Genomic DNA, 24943 nt, shown 5'->3' on the forward strand with positions numbered 1-24943 from the left:
TACATAACTGAGAAATCGCGTAAGAAAATTTCAGAGTTCATTTATGCTCGTATTGGGCAGTTAAAAACACAAACTGAAGATAGCTACTACTAAAATGCCTGCCAAGACAACAGCCGGAAATAGCTCCATGTTAATGCAGCCTAAAGGCAGCAAAATTCCGATAGGCGTTAACTGAAATTAGTTGCTGTTAATATGAATTAACAGTTGCTAACCAGATAAATTGTGCAAAGCACGCTACTGATCAGTACTCAACTGAACTACTACAATTCATACCTGCAATGAGTTCGATTCTGTTGTATGAACCAAGACCGGTTGTATTTAGAGTTCAAAATTCCTTATTTCTGTCTCTTTGATTCCTAATTTTTGCTTTTGCTGTATTAGCATATAAGTCAGTCAGGGCTCCATACGTGTGTTTGAGTGTTAGACCAAGAAGCCCTAGCTGGATCACTGTGATTGCACCCAATAAAACATATAGAGCTCCTCTGAAATAACTTTTAGCGGTCAATGACCATTGAAATAATCCCAGAATTTCTTTTATGAATGGAATACACAAGGATAGGGCTATGATTATTATGGAAACAATCATAGTACTTATGAACCCTGTAAGGGTTTTGGAGTCTTCAACAGCTTTTTTTAGTGCAGTTTCACGTTCTGATGAGTCCGAATTCTTAGCAGCTATTGCGGAGCTTAATGCTCTTGGGTAAGTTATTGCTAACCATGCTCCAGTCACGCCAAAAATTATAGATGCGACAGTTCTTATGTTCTCAAAATACTTTTCTTGAACTGAATAGTCGATACTCTTTCCAGCTAAAAATAAGAGAACTGTGAATGCAATCGAAATTAGTACACCGGCAATAACCCCAATTTTCTTAGTCTTTGCATTCACTTTTAAGCGACCTGTGATGAAGAGGTTACTTCTCTCAAAACTGGTAATAGAGAAATCAGCTCACTTCTTCTAGAGTTTATTGAAGCTTTAAGGTTCTCCATATCCAAAAGCTGACCCGGAACTACCCATTCAACGTCGATATTTATTTTGCTTTTCGCATATGACTTACTTAGCCATTCCTTTTCATCAGCACCGAAAGTATTGTTCTGCGGAAATTTAAATCCGACATCTTGCCAGCTACCGTTATCAACACCATTTTCGTAATCCGAAATTATTCGCGTGAGTTCAGACTCTGAGGGTCTGTAGTTTAATTCATATGATAAAGGAATCTCATGTGGCATGGAGTTATCTTTACTAGTAATTCCCACCAGACTTAGTAGCTTATCGATGGTGCCATCGTGGCTAGCTTGCGATCTATCTAGACTTATTCGTCTTATGATGCCTCTTATTTGATCCCTATTTTGTATGATTAAGTCTCGCTTTGCTGGGTTTTTATGAAGAGTTCTAGTAAAGCGGGGAACAAGATCGGGGTTTGGACTATTTGTACCTTGTGCATAACCCAGAAACATATCACTTTGGTCAAACCTCACGTAGCGACTTTCGGTTTTAAGGAATGACTCGAGCCAGTATGAGAAGGGTTTCATCCCTGTGCGTGGAGTTCCAAAAGTAATTGTGGCTAATGAATTTTGACTAGGAATAAACCAAAAATACGTTGCATATCCTGGTATTGATTGTGCTGGTAAGTTCCCTTTGTGTAGAGCTCTTGCACTTAGATTGTCGACGGCAGTGGATGGGTCTAGTGCATAGACTGAATCGCCTGATTCATGAGTTTTATTCCACATCGCTCCAAAATAATCACCAGTTACGTTGTCATGCTTGATGCTTACTAAGTATGTTTCTAAGAACTCCATATCAAAATCGGGACTTACTTCATACGTGCATGTATTCTGAATAAGTCGCTGATCTGAGTTGGACCAATTGAAAATATTGTTTATTACTTCTGTAAAGGACCCCATTTCGGGAGTTCTTGCTCGCTCTCTATATATTCCACAATGTTTTACTTTGTGAAATCTAATACTTGCTTTTTCAACCACGATGAAACTCCCTTTCAATTTCTTACTTGATTGTTTCAGATTTACCGATTTTTTAATAGTGCCAGCGATTTGACCTACCTGTTTACATTAACGATGAAGAGATACTTAATCAACGGCAGCTACCTATACAATATCGACCAATTATCCTCGAATTTTGATAAGTCACTAATTGTTAAAATCGATTGCATTGACTTACCCCTCTTTGGACGCCTATATCCATGTGACTTGATCCAATTCACAAATCTATTAATGTGAGCTTCTTGGATATCACGTTCATTACAAAGAAAAAATCTTGCTTGTGATAAGTTTTCGTTTGGTAAATTTATCGCTACCCAAATCATATCTGGATTATTAAGCGGTATTTCGCTACCAAAACGATATAGTCCGGTATCGTCTACCTGTGTCTCTATCCATTTGTTGATCTCACTTTGAATTAGAGTATCCGTAGTGCTCGCTTTTACTTGCAACACAAAAGACTCAAGGGTAGTAGCGTTTACTGCGGTAACATCAAATGCAGGTACGTTGCCTGCGTATGGACTTGCGTAAAATCCCATCATGCCAAGCTTAGCTGAAAGCAGGTGTTCACCAACTTGACCTACCAATTTAGTATTTATCTTTTTCTTCAATGTATAGCTCTCACACTGTTTGATTTTTGTGTTATTGAATCATTGTTCACACAACTTATTTCTTTGTTTCAATGATTAGAGAAGTCACAAATTGCTGTTTATCCGAGCCTTACCAGTCCATGTTTGCAGCAACATCAAACCTGTGCTGAAGATACTCAACCAATTCTTCCATTTCTTGTAGAGACTCGATCGCACTTGGGTATTGTCCATCTTGCGCCATAGTTAAAATCGATGGTAAAGAGCTTTGTATATAAACTTTAAATGGCATTCTCGGACCTGCCCATAAATGCACAATAAACTTTTCAATCAAGTTGAGCACTTCATCTTCATCAAAACTAAGGTCCGAATAGAATGTGAAGCGAGCAGCGCCTTGTTTCTGAGGAAGTAACAAAGGAACGGCACCTACATTAGAGTGGAAGCTCATTGCTTCTCCATTTTTACCGAAAGCGCCATGAGTGATATAGTTGCGTAGCTGTCTTTTTATTGTCGTGAGTTGTTCATAAAAAGTATGTGTTTCTTTGTCACTCACATCTAGTGCTGCTTTGAATTTATTTGCCCAATTACCCGAAGCAAGCTTATCAACATCTTTCCCTGTTATTGTTTTGCCTCTCAATATCGCCATATGAATGAAAACGTGCTCAGTCCAACTAAAAAACGCATCGATAGCAGACATTGAAACCCATTCAGCATTTTGTTTAATTTCTGTCGAGGGGTATGAAATGTGGGTCCAACCACCTATCTCCTCTTCGATCTTCTCACCTTTTCTATGTTCAGCATCCTCGATAAGTGAGCTGTAGAGAGCAGAGAAGTAACGATATCTGTCAAAAAGAAAATTACTATGATTAACTACGTTGAGCTTAGATTGTTCCGCAGCTTGCTCAGCTTTCCACTCAAAAAATGGCTTAGCCATTTCTAAAGCTGCGTTTAGTTTATGAACAACTTCTTCAGCCGTCTGTTCTTTTTCTTTAGGTTTTTCAGTGACAAGTCCTAACCCTAATTTCCGATGTTCAAGAAAGAAAAGTTGTCCTTTGTATTCAATTGGAATGGAGAATGAAACTTTTTCGAACTGCCCCAAATCTTCATATTCGAGAAATTCTACGAGCAGAAAATAGTATAAGTAATATTGCCTGAGAGCCCGTCCTGCAAAAGTTCTGTCTGTATTGAAGTGCGATGATAAGTTAGCAAGTTTGTTTTTGCTAACGGGCTTTAGATCCTGCAATTCTTTAGAAAGTCGAGCTTTTAAAAAGCTTAATTCTTCAGGTAATACTAATTGAGTGTTCATTTCCTTCCTTTTTTATTAAATCAATCCATGCCTTAGCCTATTTTGTGCTAAGTCGGCTCATACGCTTCTGCATTCTATATACAACCTCTATCTTTATACTCTTTTGCCCATTCTTTAAACCGTTTCTCGTCACGTTCCATACTTCTTTCTTGTCGAGCTAACGTTTTTTTCGACTTGGATTTTGGCTTCTCTTCATCGAATGTCACACCAGATAAAGCATCTGCAAACATCTCAGGTTTAACATGGCTGTAATGCTGCTCAATCATGGCTGCACTTGTACCGCACTGCCGCGCGATAACGTCCATGCTGGTTCCTGTTAGCAGTTGCCAAGTAATTTATGTTTCTTAGCGAATAAAACATTTGTGAGCATCAGAGTCTTTTAGCACAGAAACCTTCGGTGGTTTTGGAGAGGCGGGTTTATATTGAAACGGGTTCGGATCTTCCTTAGGCATTCTGTCTCGCTACAGTCGTGAGAGAAGCGCCATGAGTTGATTATTGGATTAACTTCTGAAAGAGGGTTAAGTAAGGACACAAAAAAACCGACTCAAAAGTCGGTTTAAGTATCTGCTTCATAAAGAAGAGATGGTACCAGTGGGCGGACTTGAACCGCCACGCTATCGCTAGCAACGGATTTTGAATCCGTCATGTCTACCAATTCCATCACACTGGCATTAATATTTGCAGTCTACAAAACTCTAAACACTTTGCATGACTTTGCAAGCATTTTTTAACTTGTTTGAGTCAAAAGGTGCTTACCTTTCAATGACTTGCCTAGTTTAAGTTGTTAGACGCGACCAATTTTGAATCCGTCATGTCTACCAATTTCATCACTCTGGCATTTATCTGTGCATCAACATAGCGCTGATGTGGGGCATTATAGCGATAGTGAGCCGTCATACAACACTTTTTTTATCTATCTGTAGTCGGTTGACTAAAGATTGCCCAAATAAAAAAAGGGGCGATTGCTTTAACACGCCCCTTTGTCTGTTTTATGTGGCCTTTATGGTTAAAGGTAACTTAATTAGAACCAGTTATAAGCAAACTGTAAATTAATCATACGTTGTTGGTTTAGCGTTTCTGCGGTAATGCCTTGATCGCCGGTTGGCGCGCCAAGTATGGCGCCAATGGGGGCGGCTGGTGGGCTGCTGAAATCCGCTGAACGGGCGTTAGTGATATTCTGAATTGACAGTCGTAAGTTCCACACTCCATCGTAGGGTTCAATGCCAATAGAGAAATCTAGCGTAGTGAGGCTATCCGAAGGGTAGGTTTCATTTATTTGGCTTACCATATCGTCACGATAGCGAAGGGTGCCTGAACTTAGCAATAGCAAATCCTTAACGCCTAGTTCTGTAATGTAAGAATAGCCTACGTTGCCTGTCCATTTTGGCGCTTGTGCTAAGTCTGAGCCGTCGTCTTTGTGAACACTATCTGCGTATGTTACGGCGGCAGATATACGCCAATCATCGTTAATTTGATAAAGGGAATCTAGTTCAAAACCTGTGGATTCAACATCCACATTTTGGGTTAAAAAGCCAGCGCTTGAGTCGGTGACAAGAAACGAGGTTTCCTGAAAATCGAAAATTTCAGTATAAAATATAGCGGCATTTAGGTTCACACTTTGATCCAGCAACACCAATTTTGCACCTGCTTCATACGTATGAGCTTCTTCCGATTTCACCCGTGCCCCTCCTTCAGATACATCTAATGAGGGGTCGCCACTAGTGACTTCAGCAGATTCAGCAAAGCCGCCGGTTTTGCTTCCAACGCCATAAGATGCATATAGCGTAGTATCGCGATCGTAGTTATAGCTTAACGAAGCATTGCCGTTTAAAAAGCTGTCTTCAAAGTCTAACTCCGACTCGAAAGGTGGGTTAATAACGGTGTTCCATAGGGTTTGTAAGTCACCTTGAATGCGATCAAACTCTACATCTTTGCTTTCATCGGTATAGCGTAAACCTACCGCAAGAGTAAGATCGTCAGAAAGGTATATATCCGATTGAGCAAACACAGAAAGCGTTTCTGTTTGTTGCTTAAAGTCGTTGCCGAATGAACCATTGAATATTTCACCGCTTATATCTCCAGGGGGGAAATTGGGGGTGTTAAAGAACTGTTCTTCTAGAGAGTCCCAATCACTGTTGAAGTAGAAAAGACCTGTCATAAAGTCGAAATCGTCGCGGCCTTCTGAGGCCAATCTCAATTCTTGTGAAAATTGCTCATAGGTTTCAACACGTTTGAAGTATGTGCTGTAGTATTCAACGTCTCCGGTTGTCACATAGGTAACTTCGTCAAACGCACTGCCGAAATCAAAATCATCATAAAAAAGAATGTCGTAGTTCGCCGTAGAAGTCACCGAGGTAAGCATTAACTCACCCACTTCTTTTTCTATGGTAAGGGTGAAAGCGTCTACGGTGGTGTCGTGATAGCTTTCATTGTATTTGCACTCGTCGCACCAAGCGTTTTTTGTATCGTCTAATTGCGCCTCACCAATAATGTCGATAACGTCTTCGGTAAAATAATTACCGTTATCCACATACTGATAGGCGTTACCAATACGCTCACCGGTAGAATGTTGGTACGCACCTGTAATAGTGAGTGTATCCGATGGGGTATAAAGGCCAGTAATACGTAACCCCCGGTCGCTGTCTTCCGGTACATCTCGACCAGTAGCAATATTTTCTACCCAGCCGTCTTGATCTGCTGCATGTCCCGCTATTCTTAAACTGAAATCATCACTAACGGGTAGGTTGATAGCACCGTCTAAATTCCAGCCTCCATTGGCGACCTCAATGCCCCCTTTAATACTGGCTTCAAATTCATCTGTAGGCTTGCGACTAACAATACTGATGGCACCTAAGCTGGTATTTTTTCCCAGTAGGGTGCTTTGGGTTCCTTTTATCACTTCAATGCGCTCAACATCAAAAAAAGCGGCGGAATACATGCGCCCTTTTCCTACAAACATGCCATCTTGAAACAGTGCAACAGACTGGTCAAAGCTTTGCGTTCTGGCTGGGGTGCCTAAGCCTCTTAGGGTTAGGGCTAAGCCGTCGTCAGGTGCGCGAGAAAACACCATGCCAGGGACTAAGTCGGCAATTTCAAAGAGATCATCTACGCCATATTTCTCTATTTCATCTGAGGGCAGAGCGGTAATAGTGGCAGGCACTTCTTGTAACGTTTGGGTGCGTTTTTGAGAGGTAACTTCTATAACCTCCAACTTAGCATTACTTTTTTGCTGTTCATCTACTTGCTCTTGAGATACCGCAGAGTGGGATATCGCTGCTGAGCAACTGAGTATTATTGCCTGTGTGAGTGTGCTGCACTTGAATTTCGTCATACCAGGTTTCCCCAAGTTTGTTATAGACATTACTTTGCCCTTTGTTGTTACCACAATGTGATACACCTGTATTGTTCAATAATTACGCTACAACTCATTCGCCCATCCTGTCAATAGAATATGTTAAAAATGTAAATAAAAAGTTATCTGTTTTTCAGGTGTTAAGTTTTTTTTTGATTGTTTAAATATTAAATTCATGAATTTATTGCGTTAATTATCATTTTTCATATTTTCTCATGTAAAAAATATGTTGTTGACACGTTCATTTTATGTTGATAGTTTCATATTGCGGTTAACATGTATCACAATATGGGTAACAAGATGAAGATTAATGACATAAAGCGAGTTCATAAAATTGCGAAGCAAGACATGGACAGCATGATTCAAGAAGAGAATGTGAATAACGACACGGGTCTGGAGTTTTATGACCTTAGTCATGAATGGGGATTAGGGCAGCCTTGCTGGCCATATTTTGAAGACGTAAAGATTGAACGCCTGCATGGTATGTCTAAATCTGGTGTGCTTACTCAGCGTATTACAACGGTTATGCACTCGGGTACACATATAGATGCGCCAGCTCATGTAGTTGAAGGCACACCTTTTATGGATCAAATGCCGCTCCCCCGTTTCTTCGGGAAAGGTATTGTGGTGTCTATTCCGAAGAAAAAATGGGAAGTGATTACGGCCGAAGACTTGGAGAATGCAACCCCCGCTATTCAAGAAGGCGATATCGTTATCATTAATACTGGGTGGCATCACACCTACGCAGACTCTTCTGAATATTATCATTATGGCCCCGGCCTTTATAAAGAAGCCGGCGAGTGGCTAGCTAAGAAAAAAGTAAAAATGGTAGGTATCGACGTGCAAGCGCTTGACCACCCTTTAGGTACGGCAATTGGGCCTCATGGTCCTGGTCCACTGATTCCTCATTTAGAGCAAGAATACAAAGAACATTCTGGTGGGCGTGCAATTATCGATGACTTCCCTGATTGGGAGCCTTGCCACCGTGCGCTTTTAAGTAATGGTATATGCGGCATTGAAAATGTCGGTGGCGAGTTGGATAAAGTGACAGGCAAGCGCTGTACTATCGCGGCTTTTCCGTGGCGTTGGAAAGGCGGTGATGGTTGTATTGTCCGACTTGTAGCAATGATAGACCGTTCAGGTTCTTTCCGAATAGAAAGTGGCGAAAGCGAGTAAAACATTGAAGGAGGTTCGGCAAGTTAGCGCCTCCCACTAACTTTATTTAGGATGTCACCATGTTCGAGTCAACCAATGTTGCTGTTTTAGGGGCGGGTTTGATGGGCTGCGGTATAGCTCAGGTATTTGCCAGCCACAAGGTGTCGGTGCTTTTATTTGACCCCTTTGAACAGGCGAGAGATACAGCGCTATCTAAGATAACCAACGGCATTAAAAGTATGGGTGGCGACATCTCTGCTACCCAATATATCAGTGTGGTCAGTGATATCGAAGCCGCAGTGGCGAATGCCGACGTCATTATAGAAGCGGTACCTGAGAAGCTTTCCTTAAAACAAGAGGTATTCCAGCAAATACAGCCCCTTATTAAGTCTACAGCCATCGTTGCCAGTAACACGTCGGTGATCCCTATTAAGGATATTTTCGATGGATTGGATTTTCAAAACCAAGTGGTTGGTACGCACTGGTGGAATCCGCCTTATTTAGTGCCGTTAGTCGAAGTTGTGGAAAGTGAAAAAAGCAGCACTGATGTCATTAAAAAGATGATGGCGCTGCTCACGTTCGTTGGTAAGAAGCCGGTCCACGTGAAAAAAGATGTGCCAGGATTTGTAGGTAATCGAATGCAGCACGCATTGTGGCGCGAAGCCATTGCGCTCATCAACGATGGCGTTTGCACAGCAGAGGATGTGGACGTAGTGGTTAAGAACAGTTTTGGGCTGCGCCTGCCTCAACTTGGCCCTATCGAAAATGCCGACCTCATTGGGCTAGATCTCACCCTCGATATACACAACGTCATTCTACAAAGCCTAAATACCGATAAAACCCCTTCGCCGGTTTTACAGCAACGAGTGGCTAAAAATACCCTCGGAGTGAAAACGGGGCAGGGGTTTTTATCTTGGGATGACAACAGTATCCAGAAGGTGAGAGAAAATCTTAATACTTACCTATTGAACGTGACCAAACAGCGAGGATAGAGCAATGAAAAAGAACAAAAAAGTTATTATAACGTGCGCTGTCACCGGGGCTATGCATACGCCCACTATGTCTGATGCGCTGCCTATTACCCCCAAGCAAATTGCTAACGAGTCAGTAAAGGCTGCCGATGCCGGTGCGTCCATTATCCACCTGCATGCGCGTGACCCATATACGGGTCAACCTACGGGCGACCCAGACGTATTTATGCAGTTTTTACCCGAAATAAAACAACACACTGATGCGGTGATTAATCTTACTACTGGCGGTAGTCCAACCATGTCTGTGGAAGAGCGTTTGGCGTGTGCAATGAAGGTAAAACCAGAAATGTGCTCGCTTAACATGGGCAGCATCAACTTTGCAATGTTTCCCTTGGCCTCGCGTTATAAAACGTGGAAGCACAGTTGGGAAGAGGATTATGTGCGAAATAGTGACGATTTCATCTTTAGAAACACCTTTCGTGACATTGAAAAAATCATGACGATTATGTCTGAGCACGGCACTAAGTTTGAGCACGAATGCTACGACGTAGGACATCTTTACAACCTGGCCCACTTTGTAGACCGAGGTTTGGTGAAGCCCCCGTTCTTTATTCAAACTATCTTTGGCATTTTAGGTGGAATAGGGGCGGATGAAGAAAACCTGATGTACATGAAAAGTACTGCCGACCGTTTATTTGGGGATGACTATCAATGGTCAGTATTAGCGGCGGGGAAAAACCAAATGCCGTTTTCTACACAAACCGCCTTAATGGGGGGCAATGTTCGTGTAGGTCTTGAAGACAGTTTGTTCATTGGGAAGGGGCAAATGGCACAGAGCAACGCACAACAAGTTGAAAAAATTAAGCGGGTTCTGTCCGAGTTCTCGTTAGAGATAGCCACACCAGAAGAGACCCGCTCTATGCTGGGGCTAAAAGGCAAAGATAACGTCGATTTTTAAGGACAGGGTAATGAAAATTGTTTCACTTTCAGACATAAAACCATACAACCCACCGGCCCATTTCGACATGGTTGCCCTCAAAATACAGGGCGAAGAAGAAACAGGGTTAACCAAATTTTGGCAAGGGCTGAGTTATTTCCTACCAAATGGTGGCGCCAACATGCAATACCAAACAGGCACCTTTGGCGCAGAGTTCGAAAAATCGTACTACGTCATTGACGGCGAGCTAACGGTGATTGATGAAAAGAATCACGCTACGGTATTACACGCAGGCGACTCTGTGGCGATATACCCTAATGAAGGGCGCAAGCTGAAAAACAATACCAATCGCGTTGCCACTGTGTTGGTGACATTTTCAACGTCTTAATTTGGTGAAGATGTTACCAACTAACCTGTGAAAATGAGTAGAGGACAGCCCATGGCTATGACAGATTCTTGGAGTGATGATTTCGCTCTCAATTTATTCAATGTGAAAGACAAAGTAGTGGTGATTACTGGTGGTAATGGCACGTTAGGTGCCGCTTATGCTCGCACTTTTGCATTACACGGTGCTCATGTCATCGTGACCGCCCGCAACTCATCCACGTTAGATGAGGTGGTGGCGTCAACGCAAGACACTGAGGGAAGTTGTGTGGCTTACAGTAGTGATGTAACAGACCGAACATCTATTAGTCGCTTGGTGGGTGAAATTGATCGCAAGTATGGGCACATCGACGTGTTGATTAATAACGCCGGAATGGCGTTTAGGGCACCTGCAGAAGCAATGCCTGAGGATAAATTTGAACATGTTATGTCGGTCAATGTGACAGGGACACTGATACCTTGCCAAGAGTTCGGTAAGTATTTTATGAAGCAGGGACACGGCAAAATTGTGAATACTTCATCAGTACGTGGTTTTTGTGGTCACCCTGATGGCTATACCGCTTATGCGGCGTCTAAAGCTGCCATAGATAATTTAACGAAGCAGTTAGCAACAGAATGGTCGATAAAAGGTGTAAAAGAAGGCTTTGCTATTAATATCAACGCCATAGCGCCAACATTAATCAAGTCGCCGTTAACACAAGAAATCTGTGAAGACCCAGATAGAATTGCGCCCTTTTTAGCTCGGCTTCCTATGGGAAGGGTGGCTGAAACGAAAGATATGGTAGGGTTAGTGATGATGTTGTCAGCTTCCGCATCGAACTTTATCAACGGCCAAGTTATTTATGTTGATGGTGGATGCACTGCCGGGTAATGGGTGCGCTAACGTCATAGCCTTGAGTTGATAAGAAGAGAAATAAGAGGTCACCATGAATACCATTTTAGTACTGGTGCTTGCGTACAATATTATCGTCATCGGTGGGATTGGCAAATATCTCAGCTGGCGGACGTCACAACAACAGCAAGTAACGGATATGGCGCTAGGTGGGCGTAATGCGGGCGTGGCCATGTTCTCAGTCACGATTGCCATTACCTATTTAGGGTCTGCACATGTTTACGGCCTAATGGAAATGTCTTTTTCTCTGGGGGCTGTGGCGCTTTGGTTTTGCTTCGCACATACCATACTATTATGCGTGATCTGCTTAGGTACAGGACGCTGGATTCGTCGAACAGGCACGGCCACTATCCCTGAACTTATCGGTAAGTTGTACAACAAAAAATTACGAATTTATACCGCCTGCGTTGCTGCTATGGTGGTGTTTGGTTTGGTCACGCTTGAAGCCCAAACACTGGGTATTGGCATCTCCGCCATGTCTGGCTGGCCACTAGGCTGGAGCGCAGTGATTGGGGCAGCCATTGGTACCGCCTATGTTTGCATGGGCGGAATAAAGCAAACCATGTGGGTGAATTTGGTCAATGCGGTGGTGATGTATGTGGCGGTCATTACGGCGGGTATTTACCTCGCATATGTACTTCCTGAAGGTTGGGAAGGGGTGGTGCAACATTATGAAAACCGTGATGAAGCCTTTAAGTTGTCTATTCTCAGTAAACCCGATTTGCTCGTGAGTTTTGCCCTCGCTGCCATATTTTCAGTGGTATTTTCTCAATCCGTGAATCAACAAGGCATGCAGGCTGCGATGTCTGCCAAAGATGAAAAAACCATACAGCGTTCATTGTGGATAGCCGCACCTATTAATGGTCTATTCGGTGTATTCCCAGTGCTGGTGGGTATTGCGGCAGCCACCATTCCCGAGTTTGCTCAACTAGGTCCAAAGTTGGCTGGCGCGGCATTAATCATTAATTTACTGCCTACCTGGTTAGTGGTGCTGTTACAAGCAGGGTTCTTAGGTGCTTTGTTATCTACCTTTGCAATGTCAGCCCTTGCGCCCGCTACCATCTTCGCCAAAGACATCGTTGGCTTACATTTAAAAGCGGCGCTAACTCCAGAGTCAGAGAAAAAACTCATTCGCTATACCATTATCACTATTGGCTTTGTAGCTGCGTTGATGACGTTATTTTTCCACCCTAACGTTATTTTGGCGATTACTTGGCTGTTTGCTTGGTTAGTGCCTTTCTTCTTTATCATTGTGGCGGGGTTATTTTGGAAAAGAAGTGTAGGGGTAGCCAAGTTGGTGTTGTTCTCTAGTTGGCTTGTTAACTTGCTATGGTCTTTTACACCACTTAAAGCTTATTTAGGCCTAACGATGCTCGAAAACGCACACGTTGTGGCCATCGTCGCCTTTGGGTTTACCCTACTAGGGAACATTGGGGCTAAAAATTGCCACCCAGCGTTATTTGCTAAGAAGCCTAAATCCATGGCAGTCGCGGGTTAGGAGGTACCATGAACTTAGCTGCAGAGTTGTTTTTAACATCACTGGTAACCATTGCTTCCATCACTTTGTTTTTCATCGTGATACACGCAATGATAAACAAACGAGGAGAGAAAAAATGAGTGTTGATATGGTCACAAAGCTTTGGATGGGCGGTATTATTCTGTTTGGCTTAGTATTGTATTGCGCTGCCTATTGGGTAGCGCAGCAAAATAATCGATAATCTAGACTATTTGTAGAACTGAGATGATAGGGGTTAACCCCTTTTTAAGCCAAGGGTTGGGGTAAATTAAAGGGCACACGTGGTGCCCTTTTGTATAATCCCGTGTCGGTGAACCATTGTGCTTCAAATTATTGCAAGCTGGCGCCCAATGCTTTTTCAATAATGGCTTTGTATTCAATGAGCTTATCTGAAATTTCCCGTTTATTTCTGTTAAATCTTACCGACGGAATGGGAATAGAGATAGCAATGTTGCGGCCATAAGGATCTTCAATGGCAATGCCTATTGCGCACACTCCCTCGCAATGTTCTTCTCTATCAAAGGCCACGCCTTTTTTGCGTATTTTCTCAATTTCAAGTTGTAAAGAAGACGCTTCAGACAAGGTGTATGGGGTTAGTTTTGTGAAGCTGGCATTAGCCAGTATGGCGGCAACTTCGTTGTCAGATTTACTGGCTAGAATGGCTTTGCCATTTGCGCAAGAATGAATAGGGAATGCATCACCCACACCAGACACGGCGCGAAGTTTTTGTGAGTCGGCAATAACTTGATCAATAAATATCATGGCATTGCCATCTTGTACCGACAAATCCACGGTTTCCTCTATTTCTTTCGAGAGGCGTTTCATGTAGGGCAGGATCACTCTGTCTATATCGACTTTTGCCGCAGAGCCTAACGACACCAAACTTGGCCCTAAGCGCACTCGTGAAGTCGGACTGGCTGAAATTAAAAAACCCTCAGTTGCGAGTGCACCTACAATACGCTGAACTGTCGAACGAGGTAAATCAACTTCATTAGCAATAGCACTTAAACTTAAGCCGTCTGGCTTACCTTCTAAAGCGCGAAGCACTTTTACCGCCCGTGAGATGACCTGTATACCTTGCTTTGAACTTCCTGCCTCTGACATAGTTTTTCCTAACTTTACTTACCAGGGATTTTGTACCGCATAACAATACAATTATATTGAAAAATGCTACTAATGACAGTTTTATTCCCAGTAATTAGTGTTTTATGTCTCTCTTTTAATGCGAGTAAATGTTTATACTCCCTAGCTGTTGTGTCAAACTTAACAAGGAGATTATTCAATCGGAAATAGTGTGAAAAACAGCAAGTCGTCATCTAAAACATCAAATAGGCACACTTCTGCAGGCCGCAGAAAAACAGCGATAAACAACAACATCGAGGGCGAAAACGCCCCACCTGTGGGGATGAGAGCCGGCTTTTTTCGCAGGCTGCTTGCCATGATTTACGACACACTAGTGGCTACTGCGGTAGGCATGTGCGCAGCGATGGTGATGATAGTCACGTTAGTGGTTATGCTGAAAAACGGCGCGCTAGACCTACAAGGCTATGCTGAACCTGCCGACCTGATTCAGGCTTCGTCGACTTATAGACTGCTTATTCAAACTTGGGTAGGGATGTGGATAGCTGGGTTTTTCTTATGGTTTTGGCGAAGAGGTGGGCAAACCTTGGGTATGCGAGCATGGCGTTTGCGGATATACAGCACCGTAGAAGAGCCAATGACTTGGCCGCGTTTGCTTATTCGCCTTGTGGCATCGTTGGGCGGTTTGGGCACATTGTTAGTACTGTTCGATTTTAAGCACAAACAATCGCTGCAAGACCGCTTAGCGAAAACCGAAGTGTTGAAACTGACCAAAGAAGCGAACGACCATAAAAGCTGGTAACCGCTAGCGATTGAAGCTAGCGTTGTCGCCTCAATCTACTAGCTATTTTCGCAGCATCAGTGCTGCAATTGCGGCAAAGAGCATGCTTGGTAGTATTGCGCCCAAATAAGGTGGCAGTTGATACACCAAACTCAAAGGGCCAAATACTTCGTTTAAGATGAAAAAGCCAAAGCCGGTTAATACGCCCATAATCACCCTAGCGCCCATGGTGACGCTACGCAGCGGGCCGAAAATAAACGACAAGGCCATCAGCAGCATAACTCCCACTGAAACGGGCTGAAGTATCTTGCGCCATAACGCTAGCTCGTAGCGAGAAGGGTCTTGGTCATTGTTATCAAGGTAGGCGATATAGTCAATTAGCCCTGTAATAGACAACGCTTCTGGTTTTACCGCTACAATGCCTAGCTTATCGGGGGTAAGGGTTGAGTTCCAACGGATACGAGCTTGATTATCTAATGTGACTTGGTTGTCGCCGAAGCGCGTTACGTCAACACCCTCAAGCCACCAACCATCACCGTCAAAGCTTCCTTCGGCGGCGTAGGTAATGCTTTCCAAAGCCAAGGTGTCGTCGAAGTCGAAAATGGTAATATCTTGTAATGAGTCTCGGCTGAGAACCTGCCCAATACTGACAAAGTGTTCGCCATCTTTCGCCCAAACCAATTGATCAGAAGAAAACAAGCTTCCCCCTGAAATGGCTTCGGTTCGTATTTCTTTGGCTTTCGACTCACTAAAGGGCGTTACCCATTCTCCTACCGCCATCACCAGCAAAATCATTAAGGTGGCTGACTTCATGGCCGAATTAATAATATTCCAACGGCTCATGCCCGCCGCTTGCATCACCACAAGCTCACTATTACTAGCCAGTACCCCCATACCAATAAGGCCGCCTAATAACGTTGCCATGGGGAAAAACTGTTCTAAATCTCGGGGTAAACTTAGCAATACGTACAGGAAGGCCACCATCATATCGTAGTCGCCTTCGCCTACTTTTCTAAGTTGTTCTACAAACTTAATGAGTGCACTTAAACCAATGAGTACCGAGAGGGTGACGGCCACTGTGCCTAACAGCGTGCGGGCAATGTATAAATCGAGGATCTTAAACATCTATTTTTTTCCTAATACCCAGGCTCGCAACTGTGTACCTGTTTTCCTGTCTCTAACGATCAATGCTATTCCAATAATCAGCATGATGGTATGTACCCACCAAAGGCCAAGTTGCGGCGGCATTTTGCCGTCTTCAAGCACCCGTCTACTTGCTAACAACAATAGGAAATACCCCAAATAGAGCAGGATAGCTGGAAACATCTTTCCGAAACGCCCTTGTCGAGGGTCTACTGAGCTTAATGGCACAGCAATGAGTACCAGAAAGGGGATAGATAACGGAATTGCTATGCGCCACTGTAGCTCAGCCCTAGCTTCAATACTGTCGTCTTGCCATAGCTCTGCGGTGGGGAGCACGCTGACTTTTCTTCGCGCCTCTTCTGCGGGCTTATCGGCAATTTGGATTTGATATTCGTCAAACTCTACTTTTCGGTACGCTTTTGCCGACTGTTCCCCCTCGTATTGCACACCCTCTTTTAATACAAGGTTTCGGGTTCCGTCTGGATTATTAGCCACTTGTCCCGTCTGGGCGTAAACCACGCGCACTTGTTTGTCATTGTTATCTGCTTGGTTTTGCGATAAAAACACCCGTCTAAGGCCATCGTCGGTATCGATGTCATGAACAAATATGACCGCTTTTTCGTTGCCCGTTTGCTGGAATCGCCCCGGTATTAGCGCTGATAGTCCGGCTTCGTTACGGGCCTTTTCCCTTAATTGGTATTCGTTTTCTGCAGCTAAAGGTGCAAAATACAGGGTAATGGCACCGGTAACTATCATGATAAGCACAGACAAAAACAACATCACCCGTGTGATGTACCATTCGCTTATGCCACATGCGCGCATTACGGTCATTTCGCTATCCACATAAAGCCTACCGTGGGCCAGCATAATGCCTAAGTAGGCGCTTATCGGTAGAACGAGGGAGGCGAGTATGGGCGCATATAAACCCAGGAAACCGAGTACCAAGCCGGCAGGTATATCTCCGTCTGAGGCGTCACCTAGTACGCGCACAAATCTTAACGTGACAAAAATTGCCATTAAAATGAAGAAAATCGCTAACTGAGATTTTAGCGTTTCCTTAAGTAAATAGCGGAATATCAGCATCTCAGCCCTTCCGGAAAATGATGAATTTTAGTGAAAGAAAGCACAATTTTGTTTAAACTTCCGTTTTTACACGTTTTGCCTGCAATCAGAAACCGTTTGCATGGTGTGTTGACGCAAATACAACCTATATTTGATAGGTGGCTAAGCGTGAATTGCAGCGAGCTAAAAGGTTATGCTGCGTATTAAAACATAAAGCAGCGCGAAACGTTACGTGATTTTAGTCATCGTGCAAACCATAAACGACGAAAAACGAGGTGATATCGTGGAGTTTAGTGTAAAAAGTGGCAGTCCTGAAAAACAACGCAGTGCCTGTATTGTTGTGGGTGTCTTCGAGCCGCGTCGCCTAACGGCGGTGGCTGAACAACTAGACGAAATCAGTGAAGGGTACATTAGCAATTTATTGCGTCGTGGCGACCTAGAAGGTAAGGCCGGGCAGATGTTGCTGTTACATAATGTTCCCAATGTACTGAGTGAGCGTGTGCTTCTTGTCGGTTGTGGTAAAGAACGTGAACTCGATGAACGTCAATACAAGAATATCATCGCCAAAACGATTAAAACCTTAAATGAAACCGGCTCTATGGAAGCCGTTTGCTTCTTAACTGAACTTCACGTTAAAGGGCGCGATACATACTGGAAGGTGCGCCAAGCCGTTGAAGCCACCGAAGATTCTCTATACACCTTTTTGCAATTAAAAACCAAAAAGGGTGAGCCTCGTCGTCCCTTACGTAAAATCGTATTTAACGTACCTACTCGTCGCGAACTCACGGTAGGCGAGCGTGCAGTGGAACATGGTCTGGCGGTTGCTCGCGGTGCTAAAGTGACCAAAGACGTGGCGAACATGCCGCCGAACATTTGTAATCCAGCGTACTTGTGGCAACAAGCACAAGCGTTGGCGAGTCAATATGACAGCGTAACCGCAGAAGTGGTGGATGAAACCCAAATGGCAGAATTGGGCATGCAGGCCTATTTGGCTGTGGGTCGGGGTTCGGAAAACGAAAGCATGATGAGCATTATGCATCATCGTGGTGGGCCAGCCGATCAAGCGCCAATTGTGCTTGTAGGTAAAGGCTTAACCTTCGATTCAGGCGGCATTTCAATTAAGCCAGGCGAAGCCATGGACGAAATGAAATATGACATGGGCGGCGCTGCAGGCGTATTAGGTACCATGCATACTATCGCGGCGCTTAACCTGCCTATTAACGTTATTGGCGTGCTAGCAGGCTGTGAAAACATGCCAGACGGCAAAGCGTATCGCCCAGGTGACATCCTAACTACCATGTCGGGTCAAACCGTTGAAGTACTTAATACGGATGCAGAAGGCCGTTTGGTATTGTGCGATGCGCTAACTTACGTGGAACGCTTCGACCCAGAATTGGTCGTAGACGTTGCTACCCTGACGGGGGCGGCCATTATTGCTTTAGGTCACCACGCCACGGCGGTAATGAGCACGCACAACCCACTTGCCCATGAGTTATTAAATGCATCTGAACAAAGCTCTGACCGCGCATGGCGCTTGCCATTATGGGATGACTATCAAGAACAGCTAGAAAGCCCGTTTGCTGATATGACGAACCTTGGTGGACGTCCCGCCGGTTCAATAACAGCAGGTTGTTTCTTGTCACGTTTCACTAAAAAGTACAACTGGGCGCACCTTGATATTGCCGGTACAGCTTGGCGCAGTGGCAAGAGCAAAGGAGCTACAGGTCGTCCTGTACCTATGCTCTCACAGTTCATTATGAACCGTGCTGGCATTAAGCTAGAGGACTAATACACGATGCCTCAAGTCGTGTTTTATCAGCTTGTCGATAGCGACAATGGTGTAACGGCAAAAGCCAGCAGGCTTATTGCCGATGCCTACGCCAATAAGCAAAAAATAAGCGTGCTTTGCGATACAAAAGCACAAGCTGAGCAGGTTGATGAGTTGCTTTGGCAACTGCCTGCAGATCGTTTCGTGCCACACAATTTGTATGGGGAGGGGCCACCATCTGGTACGCCTGTAGAAATATGTTGGCAACCGCAGCAGGTAGCGAGGCGTCAAATGGTGGTTAATGTAGGGTCAGGCATGATCCCGTCACCGAATAATCACCGAAAAATTATCGATTTTGTACCCGTGGATGAAAAGGCAAAACAAGCCGCGCGGGTGCGCTATAAAAATTATCAGCAGGCCGGATGTAGTATGCAGTTCCAATCTGCATCATCGTAGTGTACTTCCAGTTTATGCGTAAAATTTGAGAGTAAGTAATGGATAAAACCTTTGAACCGCAATCCATCGAGCAGCAATGCTATAAGTCATGGGAAGAAGCGGGTTTGTTTAAAGCTTCAGGTAGCGGCGACCCATATTGTATTTTGCTTCCGCCACCAAACGTAACCGGTAGTCTTCACATGGGCCATGGTTTCCAGCAAACCATTATGGATGCCTTAACCCGTTATCACCGTATGAAGGGCGATAATACACTATGGCAAGTGGGCACTGACCACGCCGGTATTGCTACCCAAATGGTGGTAGAGCGCCAACTTAACGCCGAAGGCAAGACCCGCCACGATTTAGGTCGTGAAGACTTCATCAATAAAGTGTGGGAATGGAAAGAGCACAGTGGCGGTACTATTACCGGTCAAATGCGCCGTTTAGGTACGTCGCCTGATTGGTCTCGCGAAGTGTTCACCATGGATGAAGATCTGTCTAAAGCCGTGACTGAAGTGTTCGTGAAACTGCACGAAGAAGGTCTTATTTATCGCGGTAAGCGTTTGGTTAACTGGGACCCTGTGCTTCACACGGCGGTATCAGACTTAGAAGTATTAAACGAAGAAGAAGACGGTCACATGTGGCACATGCGCTATCCGTTAGCTGACGGTAGCGGTGAGCTAGTGGTAGCGACAACACGTCCTGAAACCATGCTAGGTGATACAGCGGTTGCTGTACACCCAGATGACGAGCGTTATCAGGGCTTTATTGGTAAAGAAATCAAACTGCCGATTACTGGCCGTTTAATTCCTGTGATTGCTGATGACTATGTCGATCAAGAATTCGGTACAGGCTGCGTGAAAATTACGCCTGCTCACGATTTCAACGACTACGACATGGGTAAGCGTCACAACCTACCTATGATCAACATTCTTACCGACGATGCGAAAATTAACGATGATGCGCCTGAAGCGTACCGTGGTTTAGATCGTTTCGACGCCCGTAAACAAATAGTGGCTGATTTAGACGCCCAAGGCTCGTTGGTTAAAATTGAGCCGCACAAGCTTAAAGTGCCACGCGGCGACAGAACGGGTGCGGTTATCGAACCATACTTAACTGACCAGTGGTATGTGGCGGTTGAGTCTCTTGCTAAGCCGGCTATTGAAGCGGTAGAAAGTGGCGAAATTCGTTTTGTACCAGAAAACTGGAACAAAACCTATTACCAGTGGATGCACAACATTCAAGACTGGTGTATTTCACGTCAGCTGTGGTGGGGACACCGCATTCCAGCATGGTACGACGAAAACGGTAAGGTTTTTGTTGGTCGCACGGAAGAAGAAGTGCGTGAAAAGCACGGCCTTGGCAGTGATGTCACCCTTTCACAAGACGACGATGTACTTGATACCTGGTTCTCAAGCGCGCTATGGCCGTTCGCGACCATGGGCTGGCCAGAAGAAACGCCAGATCTTGAAACCTTTGTGCCGTCGTCAGTGCTAGTAACTGGCTTTGACATTATTTTCTTCTGGGTTGCCAGAATGATCATGATGACCAAGAAGTTCACCGGCAAAATTCCATTTAAAGATATCTATATTACCGGTCTTATCCGCGATGAGAACGGCGATAAAATGTCAAAGTCGAAGGGTAACGTGCTTGACCCCATCGATTTGATTGACGGTATTGATATTGAGTCTTTAGTGACCAAACGTACCGCTGGCATGATGCAGCCACAGCTTGCTGAAAAGATTGCCAAGCGTACTCGCAAGCAATTCCCAGATGGCATTCAGGCCTACGGTACAGACGCACTTCGCTTTACCTTTGCCGCTATGGCGTCAACCAGCCGCGATATCAACTTTGATATGGCCCGCGTTGAAGGCTACCGCAACTTCTGTAACAAAATTTGGAATGCATCGCGTTTCGTATTGATGAACACAGAAGAGCACGACACTGGTCGTGACGGCGGCGAGATGGTGCTTAGCATGGCCGATCGCTGGATTTGGGCGAAGTTTCAACAAACGTTGGTAGAGTTTGAAAAAGCCCTTGAAGACTATCGCTTCGATATTGCTGCGCAAACGGTTTACGAGTTTACCTGGAACCAATTCTGCGACTGGTATCTAGAGTTGACCAAGCCTGTGCTTAGCAACGATGCCAGCACCGACGCTGAAAAGCGCGGTACACGTCATACGCTGATTAACGTACTTGAAAGCCTGCTTCGCATGTTGCACCCGCTAATGCCATTTATCACCGACACTATCTGGCAGCGTGTTGTGCCACTAAGTGCGCTTAAGGTAGACGCGGGCGCCAGCATCATGGTTCAGGCATTCCCTGAAGTTGAAGCGGCGAAACAAGACGACAATGTACTTGCTGATATCGAGTGGGTGAAGAAGTTTATCGTGGGTATTCGTAATATCCGCGGTGAAATGGATATCTCGCCAAACAAACCACTGAATGCGCTACTTAAAAACGTAAGCGATGAAGACGCCCGTCGTCTTGATGCGGCTAAAGCATTCCTCGATAAGCTTTCTAAGCTTGAAACCGTCACTATTTTAAAAGACGGTGAAGAAGCGCCAGCGAGTGCCACTGCGCTTGTAGGCGAGATGGAAATTCTTATCCCTATGGCAGGGCTTATCGATAAAGACGCAGAGCTTGCGCGTATTACCAAAGCCATGGAGAAAATCGAGAAAGATGTTTCTCGTACTCGTGGCAAATTGGGTAATGAGAAATTCGTAAGCAATGCGCCAGAAGCGGTTATTGAAAAAGAACGGGGTAAGCTAGAAGAGGGCGAGAAAGCCCTCGCCAAGCTTAAAGAGCAGTTCGAGACTATCAAAGCGTTGTAAGTCACTGCATTGTTGAAGAAAGCTGCCCTCTGGCAGCTTTTTTTATAGGTAACGTTTTAACATATCAACCAATGCTTTTCGCTTGATGGGTTTGGTAAGGTAATCGTCCATGCCAATATCAATCGCACTTTTCCTGTCTTCCTTCATAGCATTCGCACTCAGCCCTATGATGGGCAAAGTAGTGAAACCTTTTTCCCGCAATGCTTTTGTGGCTTCGAAACCGTCCATAACGGGCATTTGAACGTCCATGAGTACCACGTCGTAATGTGGCGCGTTGCCTACCTTTTGCACAGCCTGTTTACCATCTTCGGCAATATCAAAGGTGACGCCCAGCCCCGTTAATATCTCGCCGGTCACAATTTGATTAATATTGTTGTCTTCTACCAGAAGTAAATGGCCTTCTAGTTTGGTATCGATGTTGTCGTCTTGGGCGCGTTTGTGTTCATGGGTATTATCGTCACTGAGAACGAAGTGAATGAATTGTTCAAACTGCTGAGGGGTAAAGGGGTGGGTTAGCAGCGGGCCTTTCCATAAATGGCTGTATTTGTTGTGTAGCGCAGTGCCAATGGTATCGGAAATAAGGCCAATTCGTTTCCCATTTTCCTGTAACTCCTTTAGCCATCCTATGTTTTCTCTAAATACAGCAAAGTTAGGAATGTCCACCAACATATAGGGGCTTAATGCTTCACCTTGTTTTGCCTTTTCTATAGACAGCCTTTGTGTTGGGCTTAGGCTCAAAGTTTGAAGGTAGGTGTCAGCAAGTAATGGTGCATCGGTTAGGTAAAGGCTGTTTTTAGGGAGTTGTGGGGTAGCCGCTAAAATCCCCCCCTGATTAGGGTAAACGCGAAGGGGAATAGACACCATAAATTGACTGCCTTTGCCTTCTTGGGAAGCGGCAGACAGTTTGCCCCCCATTAAATCGGTGAGTTGTTTCACAATGGCTAGCCCCAAGCCTGTGCCACCGAATTTTCTGTTCGTTGACCCATCGGCTTGAGTAAACGGGTTAAAAATTCGCCCTAGTTGTGCGTTTGTCATGCCGATACCAGAGTCTTGAATTTCCATAATTAAATTAAGTTTCTCGTTAGCGCTATCGACCTTACCGTCAAATTTAATGGTAATACTTCCTTGCTCGGTGAACTTCACCGCGTTATTTCCGATATTCATAATAATTTGCGCAATACGCAGCGGGTCACCAATGACATGAGGGGGCAAATCTGGTGCAACGTCTAGCCGCACAGAAAGGTTTTTTTCCTTGGCACGAAGGGCAATAACCGCAATGAGGTTGTCGAATAGCGAGTGGAGAGAAAAGTTCACCTCTTCAATTTTTAGCTTACCGGCTTCAATTTTTGAAAAGTCGAGAATATCGTTGATCACACTCATTAGTATTTGGCTGGAGTAGGCCGCTTTATCTAAGTATCCGCGCACTTTTTCAGATATCTGGTGCTGTTGTGCCAATTCAATCAACCCTATTATGCCATTCATTGGCGTGCGAATCTCATGACTCATATTGGCCAAAAACATGCTTTTTGATGCCGTCGCTTGTTCTGCTTTTTGCTTGGATTCAATCAGTGCTTTGTTTAACGTTTCCAAACGGGTATTGAGTTCTTGCGCCTCTTCAAGTAAGCGTTTAGTTTGCTTGTTTTTACCACTAAATACGCTGGCAGCCTTCGCGAGATTACCAATTTCATCTTTACGGGTGATGCCAGGAATGCTGGAAACCTTATCGCCCTCAGAAAGCCTATTAAACACTTGGGTGATAGAACGAATAGGGCCAAGTATCCTGTGTACAGTAAATACTGCCCCTGCTAGGGCAAGTAGAACGGCAATAAGCGAAAATAACTCCCCATTTCGTTGCGTGGTTTCAGCCACCGAAAACGTCTCTTGCGCAATCGACTTAGTATGGGATGTTACCTGGTTGGCTAACTCACCGCTAAGATATAAAAATTCGTTGGCAGAGCCCGCCATCACGACGTTAACTAAAAACAAATTTCCTTGGGTAATTTGCGTTAGCGTAAAAAAGTCTTCTTCGGCTTTTTCTAGTCGATAGATAAGTTTGCTTTCAGTGTCACCCTGGGGGATAGCCATCGCTCTCACCGCTGCAATCGCACTGTTAAACTGAGTCATTAACAGCATATCGGGCTTTATCATATATTGCAGGGCAGCGTTTTCTGCTACGCCAATCTGACGTTTAATGGCTTCAATAAGTTGAGTAGGAAAAGCCGCCGACGACTCGGCTTCTTCCAGGACCCTTTCTATCACCACAATATCAGCGAGGGTGCCATCCACCAGTAAATCGTCACGTTGACGACGTGCGTCAACCACTTGCTTAAAGTTTTCTTGATACGCACTAAGGTGTTCACGCATACGTGTGAGTACAAAGTTATTGTTTTCTGCATTCAGTGACACTTGAGATTGAGATAGTGTGTCTAATTTTTCATTAATGGTGGTCATGAGCCGTTCAAAACGGGTCACCGCAGACTGGCTGGCATTTTCTTTAAAGATGAGCACATTGCGCTGTAAGTCCAGTACGTCTCTTTCCAATTCTTTGACTAAGCTAACATCCACAACGGCGGTACTGGTTGCCGTCATTCCTTTAATTAAGGCAGCTTGATTTTCCCTGGCAATATAGCTCTGCAGCAGCAGTAGGGTGACCAATGCAATTAAAACGAGCACTAACTGTGTTCTTATTGATGCGAGCATATGTAGCTTTACGCCTATTATTATTAATTATCTTCAGATGCAGTC

20 protein-coding genes and 1 tRNA gene are annotated in these 24943 nt (G+C 44.5%); 10 read left to right on the forward strand and 11 right to left on the reverse strand.

The window, feature by feature from the left end:
- Window positions 1-325: 325 nt before the first annotated feature.
- The 7 genes from IUA53_RS04025 to IUA53_RS04055 form a co-directional block, all read right to left on the reverse strand.
- Window positions 326-886 (reverse strand): hypothetical protein, encoded by a 561-nt coding sequence (locus IUA53_RS04025; protein WP_196898478.1) that lies wholly within the window; start codon window positions 884-886, stop codon window positions 326-328.
- 2 nt (window positions 887-888) lie between these two features.
- Window positions 889-1980 (reverse strand): hypothetical protein, encoded by a 1092-nt coding sequence (locus IUA53_RS04030; RefSeq protein WP_196898479.1) that lies wholly within the window; start codon window positions 1978-1980, stop codon window positions 889-891.
- 119 nt (window positions 1981-2099) lie between these two features.
- Window positions 2100-2606 (reverse strand): hypothetical protein, encoded by a 507-nt coding sequence (locus tag IUA53_RS04035; protein ID WP_196898480.1) that lies wholly within the window; start codon window positions 2604-2606, stop codon window positions 2100-2102.
- A 109-nt stretch (window positions 2607-2715) separates the two neighbouring features.
- On the reverse strand, window positions 2716-3888 hold the full coding sequence (locus IUA53_RS04040; RefSeq protein ID WP_196898482.1) for a hypothetical protein: 1173 nt from the start codon (window positions 3886-3888) through the stop codon (window positions 2716-2718).
- Between the two features lie 74 nt (window positions 3889-3962).
- A complete protein-coding gene (locus tag IUA53_RS04045) occupies window positions 3963-4193 on the reverse strand; it encodes a hypothetical protein (protein WP_231401253.1) in 231 nt (76 codons plus the stop codon).
- A 278-nt stretch (window positions 4194-4471) separates the two neighbouring features.
- Window positions 4472-4558, reverse strand: a tRNA-Leu gene (locus IUA53_RS04050).
- Window positions 4559-4909: 351 nt separating this feature from the next.
- Window positions 4910-7219 carry a TonB-dependent receptor gene (locus tag IUA53_RS04055; protein ID WP_044449743.1) on the reverse strand — a complete coding sequence of 770 codons (2310 nt, stop codon included), beginning with the start codon at window positions 7217-7219 and terminating at the stop codon, window positions 4910-4912.
- 321 nt (window positions 7220-7540) lie between these two features.
- On the opposite strand from IUA53_RS04055, the gene IUA53_RS04060 reads away from it, so the two are divergent.
- From IUA53_RS04060 to IUA53_RS04085, 6 genes are read left to right on the forward strand one after another with little or no spacing between them, the layout of a single operon-like run.
- Window positions 7541-8416: a cyclase family protein gene (locus IUA53_RS04060; RefSeq protein ID WP_044449741.1), complete on the forward strand. Its 876-nt coding sequence runs from the start codon at window positions 7541-7543 to the stop codon at window positions 8414-8416.
- A gap of 59 nt (window positions 8417-8475) precedes the next feature.
- The gene (locus IUA53_RS04065; protein WP_044057996.1) at window positions 8476-9387 is read left to right on the forward strand and encodes a 3-hydroxyacyl-CoA dehydrogenase family protein; all 912 of its coding nucleotides are present in this window, start codon (window positions 8476-8478) and stop codon (window positions 9385-9387) included.
- A 4-nt stretch (window positions 9388-9391) separates the two neighbouring features.
- Window positions 9392-10324 carry a 3-keto-5-aminohexanoate cleavage protein gene (locus tag IUA53_RS04070; RefSeq protein WP_044448528.1) on the forward strand — a complete coding sequence of 311 codons (933 nt, stop codon included), beginning with the start codon at window positions 9392-9394 and terminating at the stop codon, window positions 10322-10324.
- Window positions 10325-10334: 10 nt separating this feature from the next.
- Complete coding sequence (locus tag IUA53_RS04075) at window positions 10335-10691, forward strand: cupin domain-containing protein (RefSeq protein WP_044057994.1); 357 nt, start codon at window positions 10335-10337, stop codon at window positions 10689-10691.
- 51 nt (window positions 10692-10742) lie between these two features.
- Window positions 10743-11558, forward strand: a complete 816-nt coding sequence (locus IUA53_RS04080) for an SDR family NAD(P)-dependent oxidoreductase (protein WP_044448526.1) — start codon at window positions 10743-10745, stop codon at window positions 11556-11558.
- 55 nt (window positions 11559-11613) lie between these two features.
- Window positions 11614-13077, forward strand: a complete 1464-nt coding sequence (locus IUA53_RS04085) for a sodium:solute symporter family protein (RefSeq protein ID WP_052806714.1) — start codon at window positions 11614-11616, stop codon at window positions 13075-13077.
- A 348-nt stretch (window positions 13078-13425) separates the two neighbouring features.
- Here the strand turns inward: IUA53_RS04085 and IUA53_RS04090 are convergent, their stop codons facing one another.
- Window positions 13426-14199: an IclR family transcriptional regulator gene (locus IUA53_RS04090; RefSeq protein ID WP_044448524.1), complete on the reverse strand. Its 774-nt coding sequence runs from the start codon at window positions 14197-14199 to the stop codon at window positions 13426-13428.
- Window positions 14200-14500: 301 nt separating this feature from the next.
- Here IUA53_RS04090 and IUA53_RS04095 point away from each other — a divergent pair, with 301 nt between their 5' ends.
- The gene (locus tag IUA53_RS04095) at window positions 14501-14977 is read left to right on the forward strand and encodes an RDD family protein (protein ID WP_156141839.1); all 477 of its coding nucleotides are present in this window, start codon (window positions 14501-14503) and stop codon (window positions 14975-14977) included.
- 42 nt (window positions 14978-15019) lie between these two features.
- Here the strand turns inward: IUA53_RS04095 and lptG are convergent, their stop codons facing one another.
- Window positions 15020-16081 carry an LPS export ABC transporter permease LptG gene (lptG, locus tag IUA53_RS04100; protein WP_044057992.1) on the reverse strand — a complete coding sequence of 354 codons (1062 nt, stop codon included), beginning with the start codon at window positions 16079-16081 and terminating at the stop codon, window positions 15020-15022.
- A complete protein-coding gene (gene lptF / locus IUA53_RS04105) occupies window positions 16082-17182 on the reverse strand; it encodes an LPS export ABC transporter permease LptF (protein ID WP_044057991.1) in 1101 nt (366 codons plus the stop codon). It abuts the gene before it with no gap.
- A gap of 262 nt (window positions 17183-17444) precedes the next feature.
- Between lptF and pepA the strand changes: the two genes are divergently transcribed.
- Genes pepA through IUA53_RS04120 form a run of 3 tightly spaced genes read left to right on the forward strand, consistent with a single transcriptional unit; the run spans window position 17445 to window position 22198 of the window.
- A complete protein-coding gene (gene pepA, locus IUA53_RS04110) occupies window positions 17445-18950 on the forward strand; it encodes a leucyl aminopeptidase (protein WP_044449728.1) in 1506 nt (501 codons plus the stop codon).
- A gap of 6 nt (window positions 18951-18956) precedes the next feature.
- A complete protein-coding gene (locus IUA53_RS04115; protein WP_044057990.1) occupies window positions 18957-19385 on the forward strand; it encodes a DNA polymerase III subunit chi in 429 nt (142 codons plus the stop codon).
- A gap of 38 nt (window positions 19386-19423) precedes the next feature.
- Window positions 19424-22198 carry a valine--tRNA ligase gene (locus IUA53_RS04120; protein WP_044448495.1) on the forward strand — a complete coding sequence of 925 codons (2775 nt, stop codon included), beginning with the start codon at window positions 19424-19426 and terminating at the stop codon, window positions 22196-22198.
- 42 nt (window positions 22199-22240) lie between these two features.
- Here IUA53_RS04120 and IUA53_RS04125 read toward each other — a convergent pair whose 3' ends face one another.
- On the reverse strand, window positions 22241-24898 hold the full coding sequence (locus tag IUA53_RS04125; RefSeq protein ID WP_044448494.1) for an ATP-binding protein: 2658 nt from the start codon (window positions 24896-24898) through the stop codon (window positions 22241-22243).
- Window positions 24899-24943: the final 45 nt, after the last annotated feature.

Source organism: Alteromonas sp. B31-7 (assembly GCF_015767655.1).
Taxonomy (GTDB): Bacteria; Pseudomonadota; Gammaproteobacteria; order Enterobacterales; family Alteromonadaceae; genus Alteromonas; species Alteromonas australica.

Bases quoted from the DNA above. Each gene is read 5' to 3' on its own strand.
- IUA53_RS04095 (WP_156141839.1), top strand. From the start codon at position 14,501: ATGAGAGCCGGCTTTTTTCGCAGGCTGCTTGCCATGATTTACGACACA.
- IUA53_RS04090 (WP_044448524.1), bottom strand. From the start codon at position 14,199: ATGTCAGAGGCAGGAAGTTCAAAGCAAGGTATACAGGTCATCTCACGG.
- IUA53_RS04115 (WP_044057990.1), top strand. From the start codon at position 18,957: ATGCCTCAAGTCGTGTTTTATCAGCTTGTCGATAGCGACAATGGTGTA.
- IUA53_RS04040 (WP_196898482.1), bottom strand. From the start codon at position 3,888: ATGAACACTCAATTAGTATTACCTGAAGAATTAAGCTTTTTAAAAGCT.
- IUA53_RS04060 (WP_044449741.1), top strand. From the start codon at position 7,541: ATGAAGATTAATGACATAAAGCGAGTTCATAAAATTGCGAAGCAAGAC.
- IUA53_RS04070 (WP_044448528.1), top strand. From the start codon at position 9,392: ATGAAAAAGAACAAAAAAGTTATTATAACGTGCGCTGTCACCGGGGCT.
- IUA53_RS04120 (WP_044448495.1), top strand. From the start codon at position 19,424: ATGGATAAAACCTTTGAACCGCAATCCATCGAGCAGCAATGCTATAAG.
- IUA53_RS04075 (WP_044057994.1), top strand. From the start codon at position 10,335: ATGAAAATTGTTTCACTTTCAGACATAAAACCATACAACCCACCGGCC.
- lptF (WP_044057991.1), bottom strand. From the start codon at position 17,182: ATGCTGATATTCCGCTATTTACTTAAGGAAACGCTAAAATCTCAGTTA.
- IUA53_RS04065 (WP_044057996.1), top strand. From the start codon at position 8,476: ATGTTCGAGTCAACCAATGTTGCTGTTTTAGGGGCGGGTTTGATGGGC.
- IUA53_RS04080 (WP_044448526.1), top strand. From the start codon at position 10,743: ATGGCTATGACAGATTCTTGGAGTGATGATTTCGCTCTCAATTTATTC.
- lptG (WP_044057992.1), bottom strand. From the start codon at position 16,081: ATGTTTAAGATCCTCGATTTATACATTGCCCGCACGCTGTTAGGCACA.
- IUA53_RS04055 (WP_044449743.1), bottom strand. From the start codon at position 7,219: ATGACGAAATTCAAGTGCAGCACACTCACACAGGCAATAATACTCAGT.
- IUA53_RS04045 (WP_231401253.1), bottom strand. From the start codon at position 4,193: ATGGACGTTATCGCGCGGCAGTGCGGTACAAGTGCAGCCATGATTGAG.
- IUA53_RS04085 (WP_052806714.1), top strand. From the start codon at position 11,614: ATGAATACCATTTTAGTACTGGTGCTTGCGTACAATATTATCGTCATC.
- IUA53_RS04125 (WP_044448494.1), bottom strand. From the start codon at position 24,898: ATGCTCGCATCAATAAGAACACAGTTAGTGCTCGTTTTAATTGCATTG.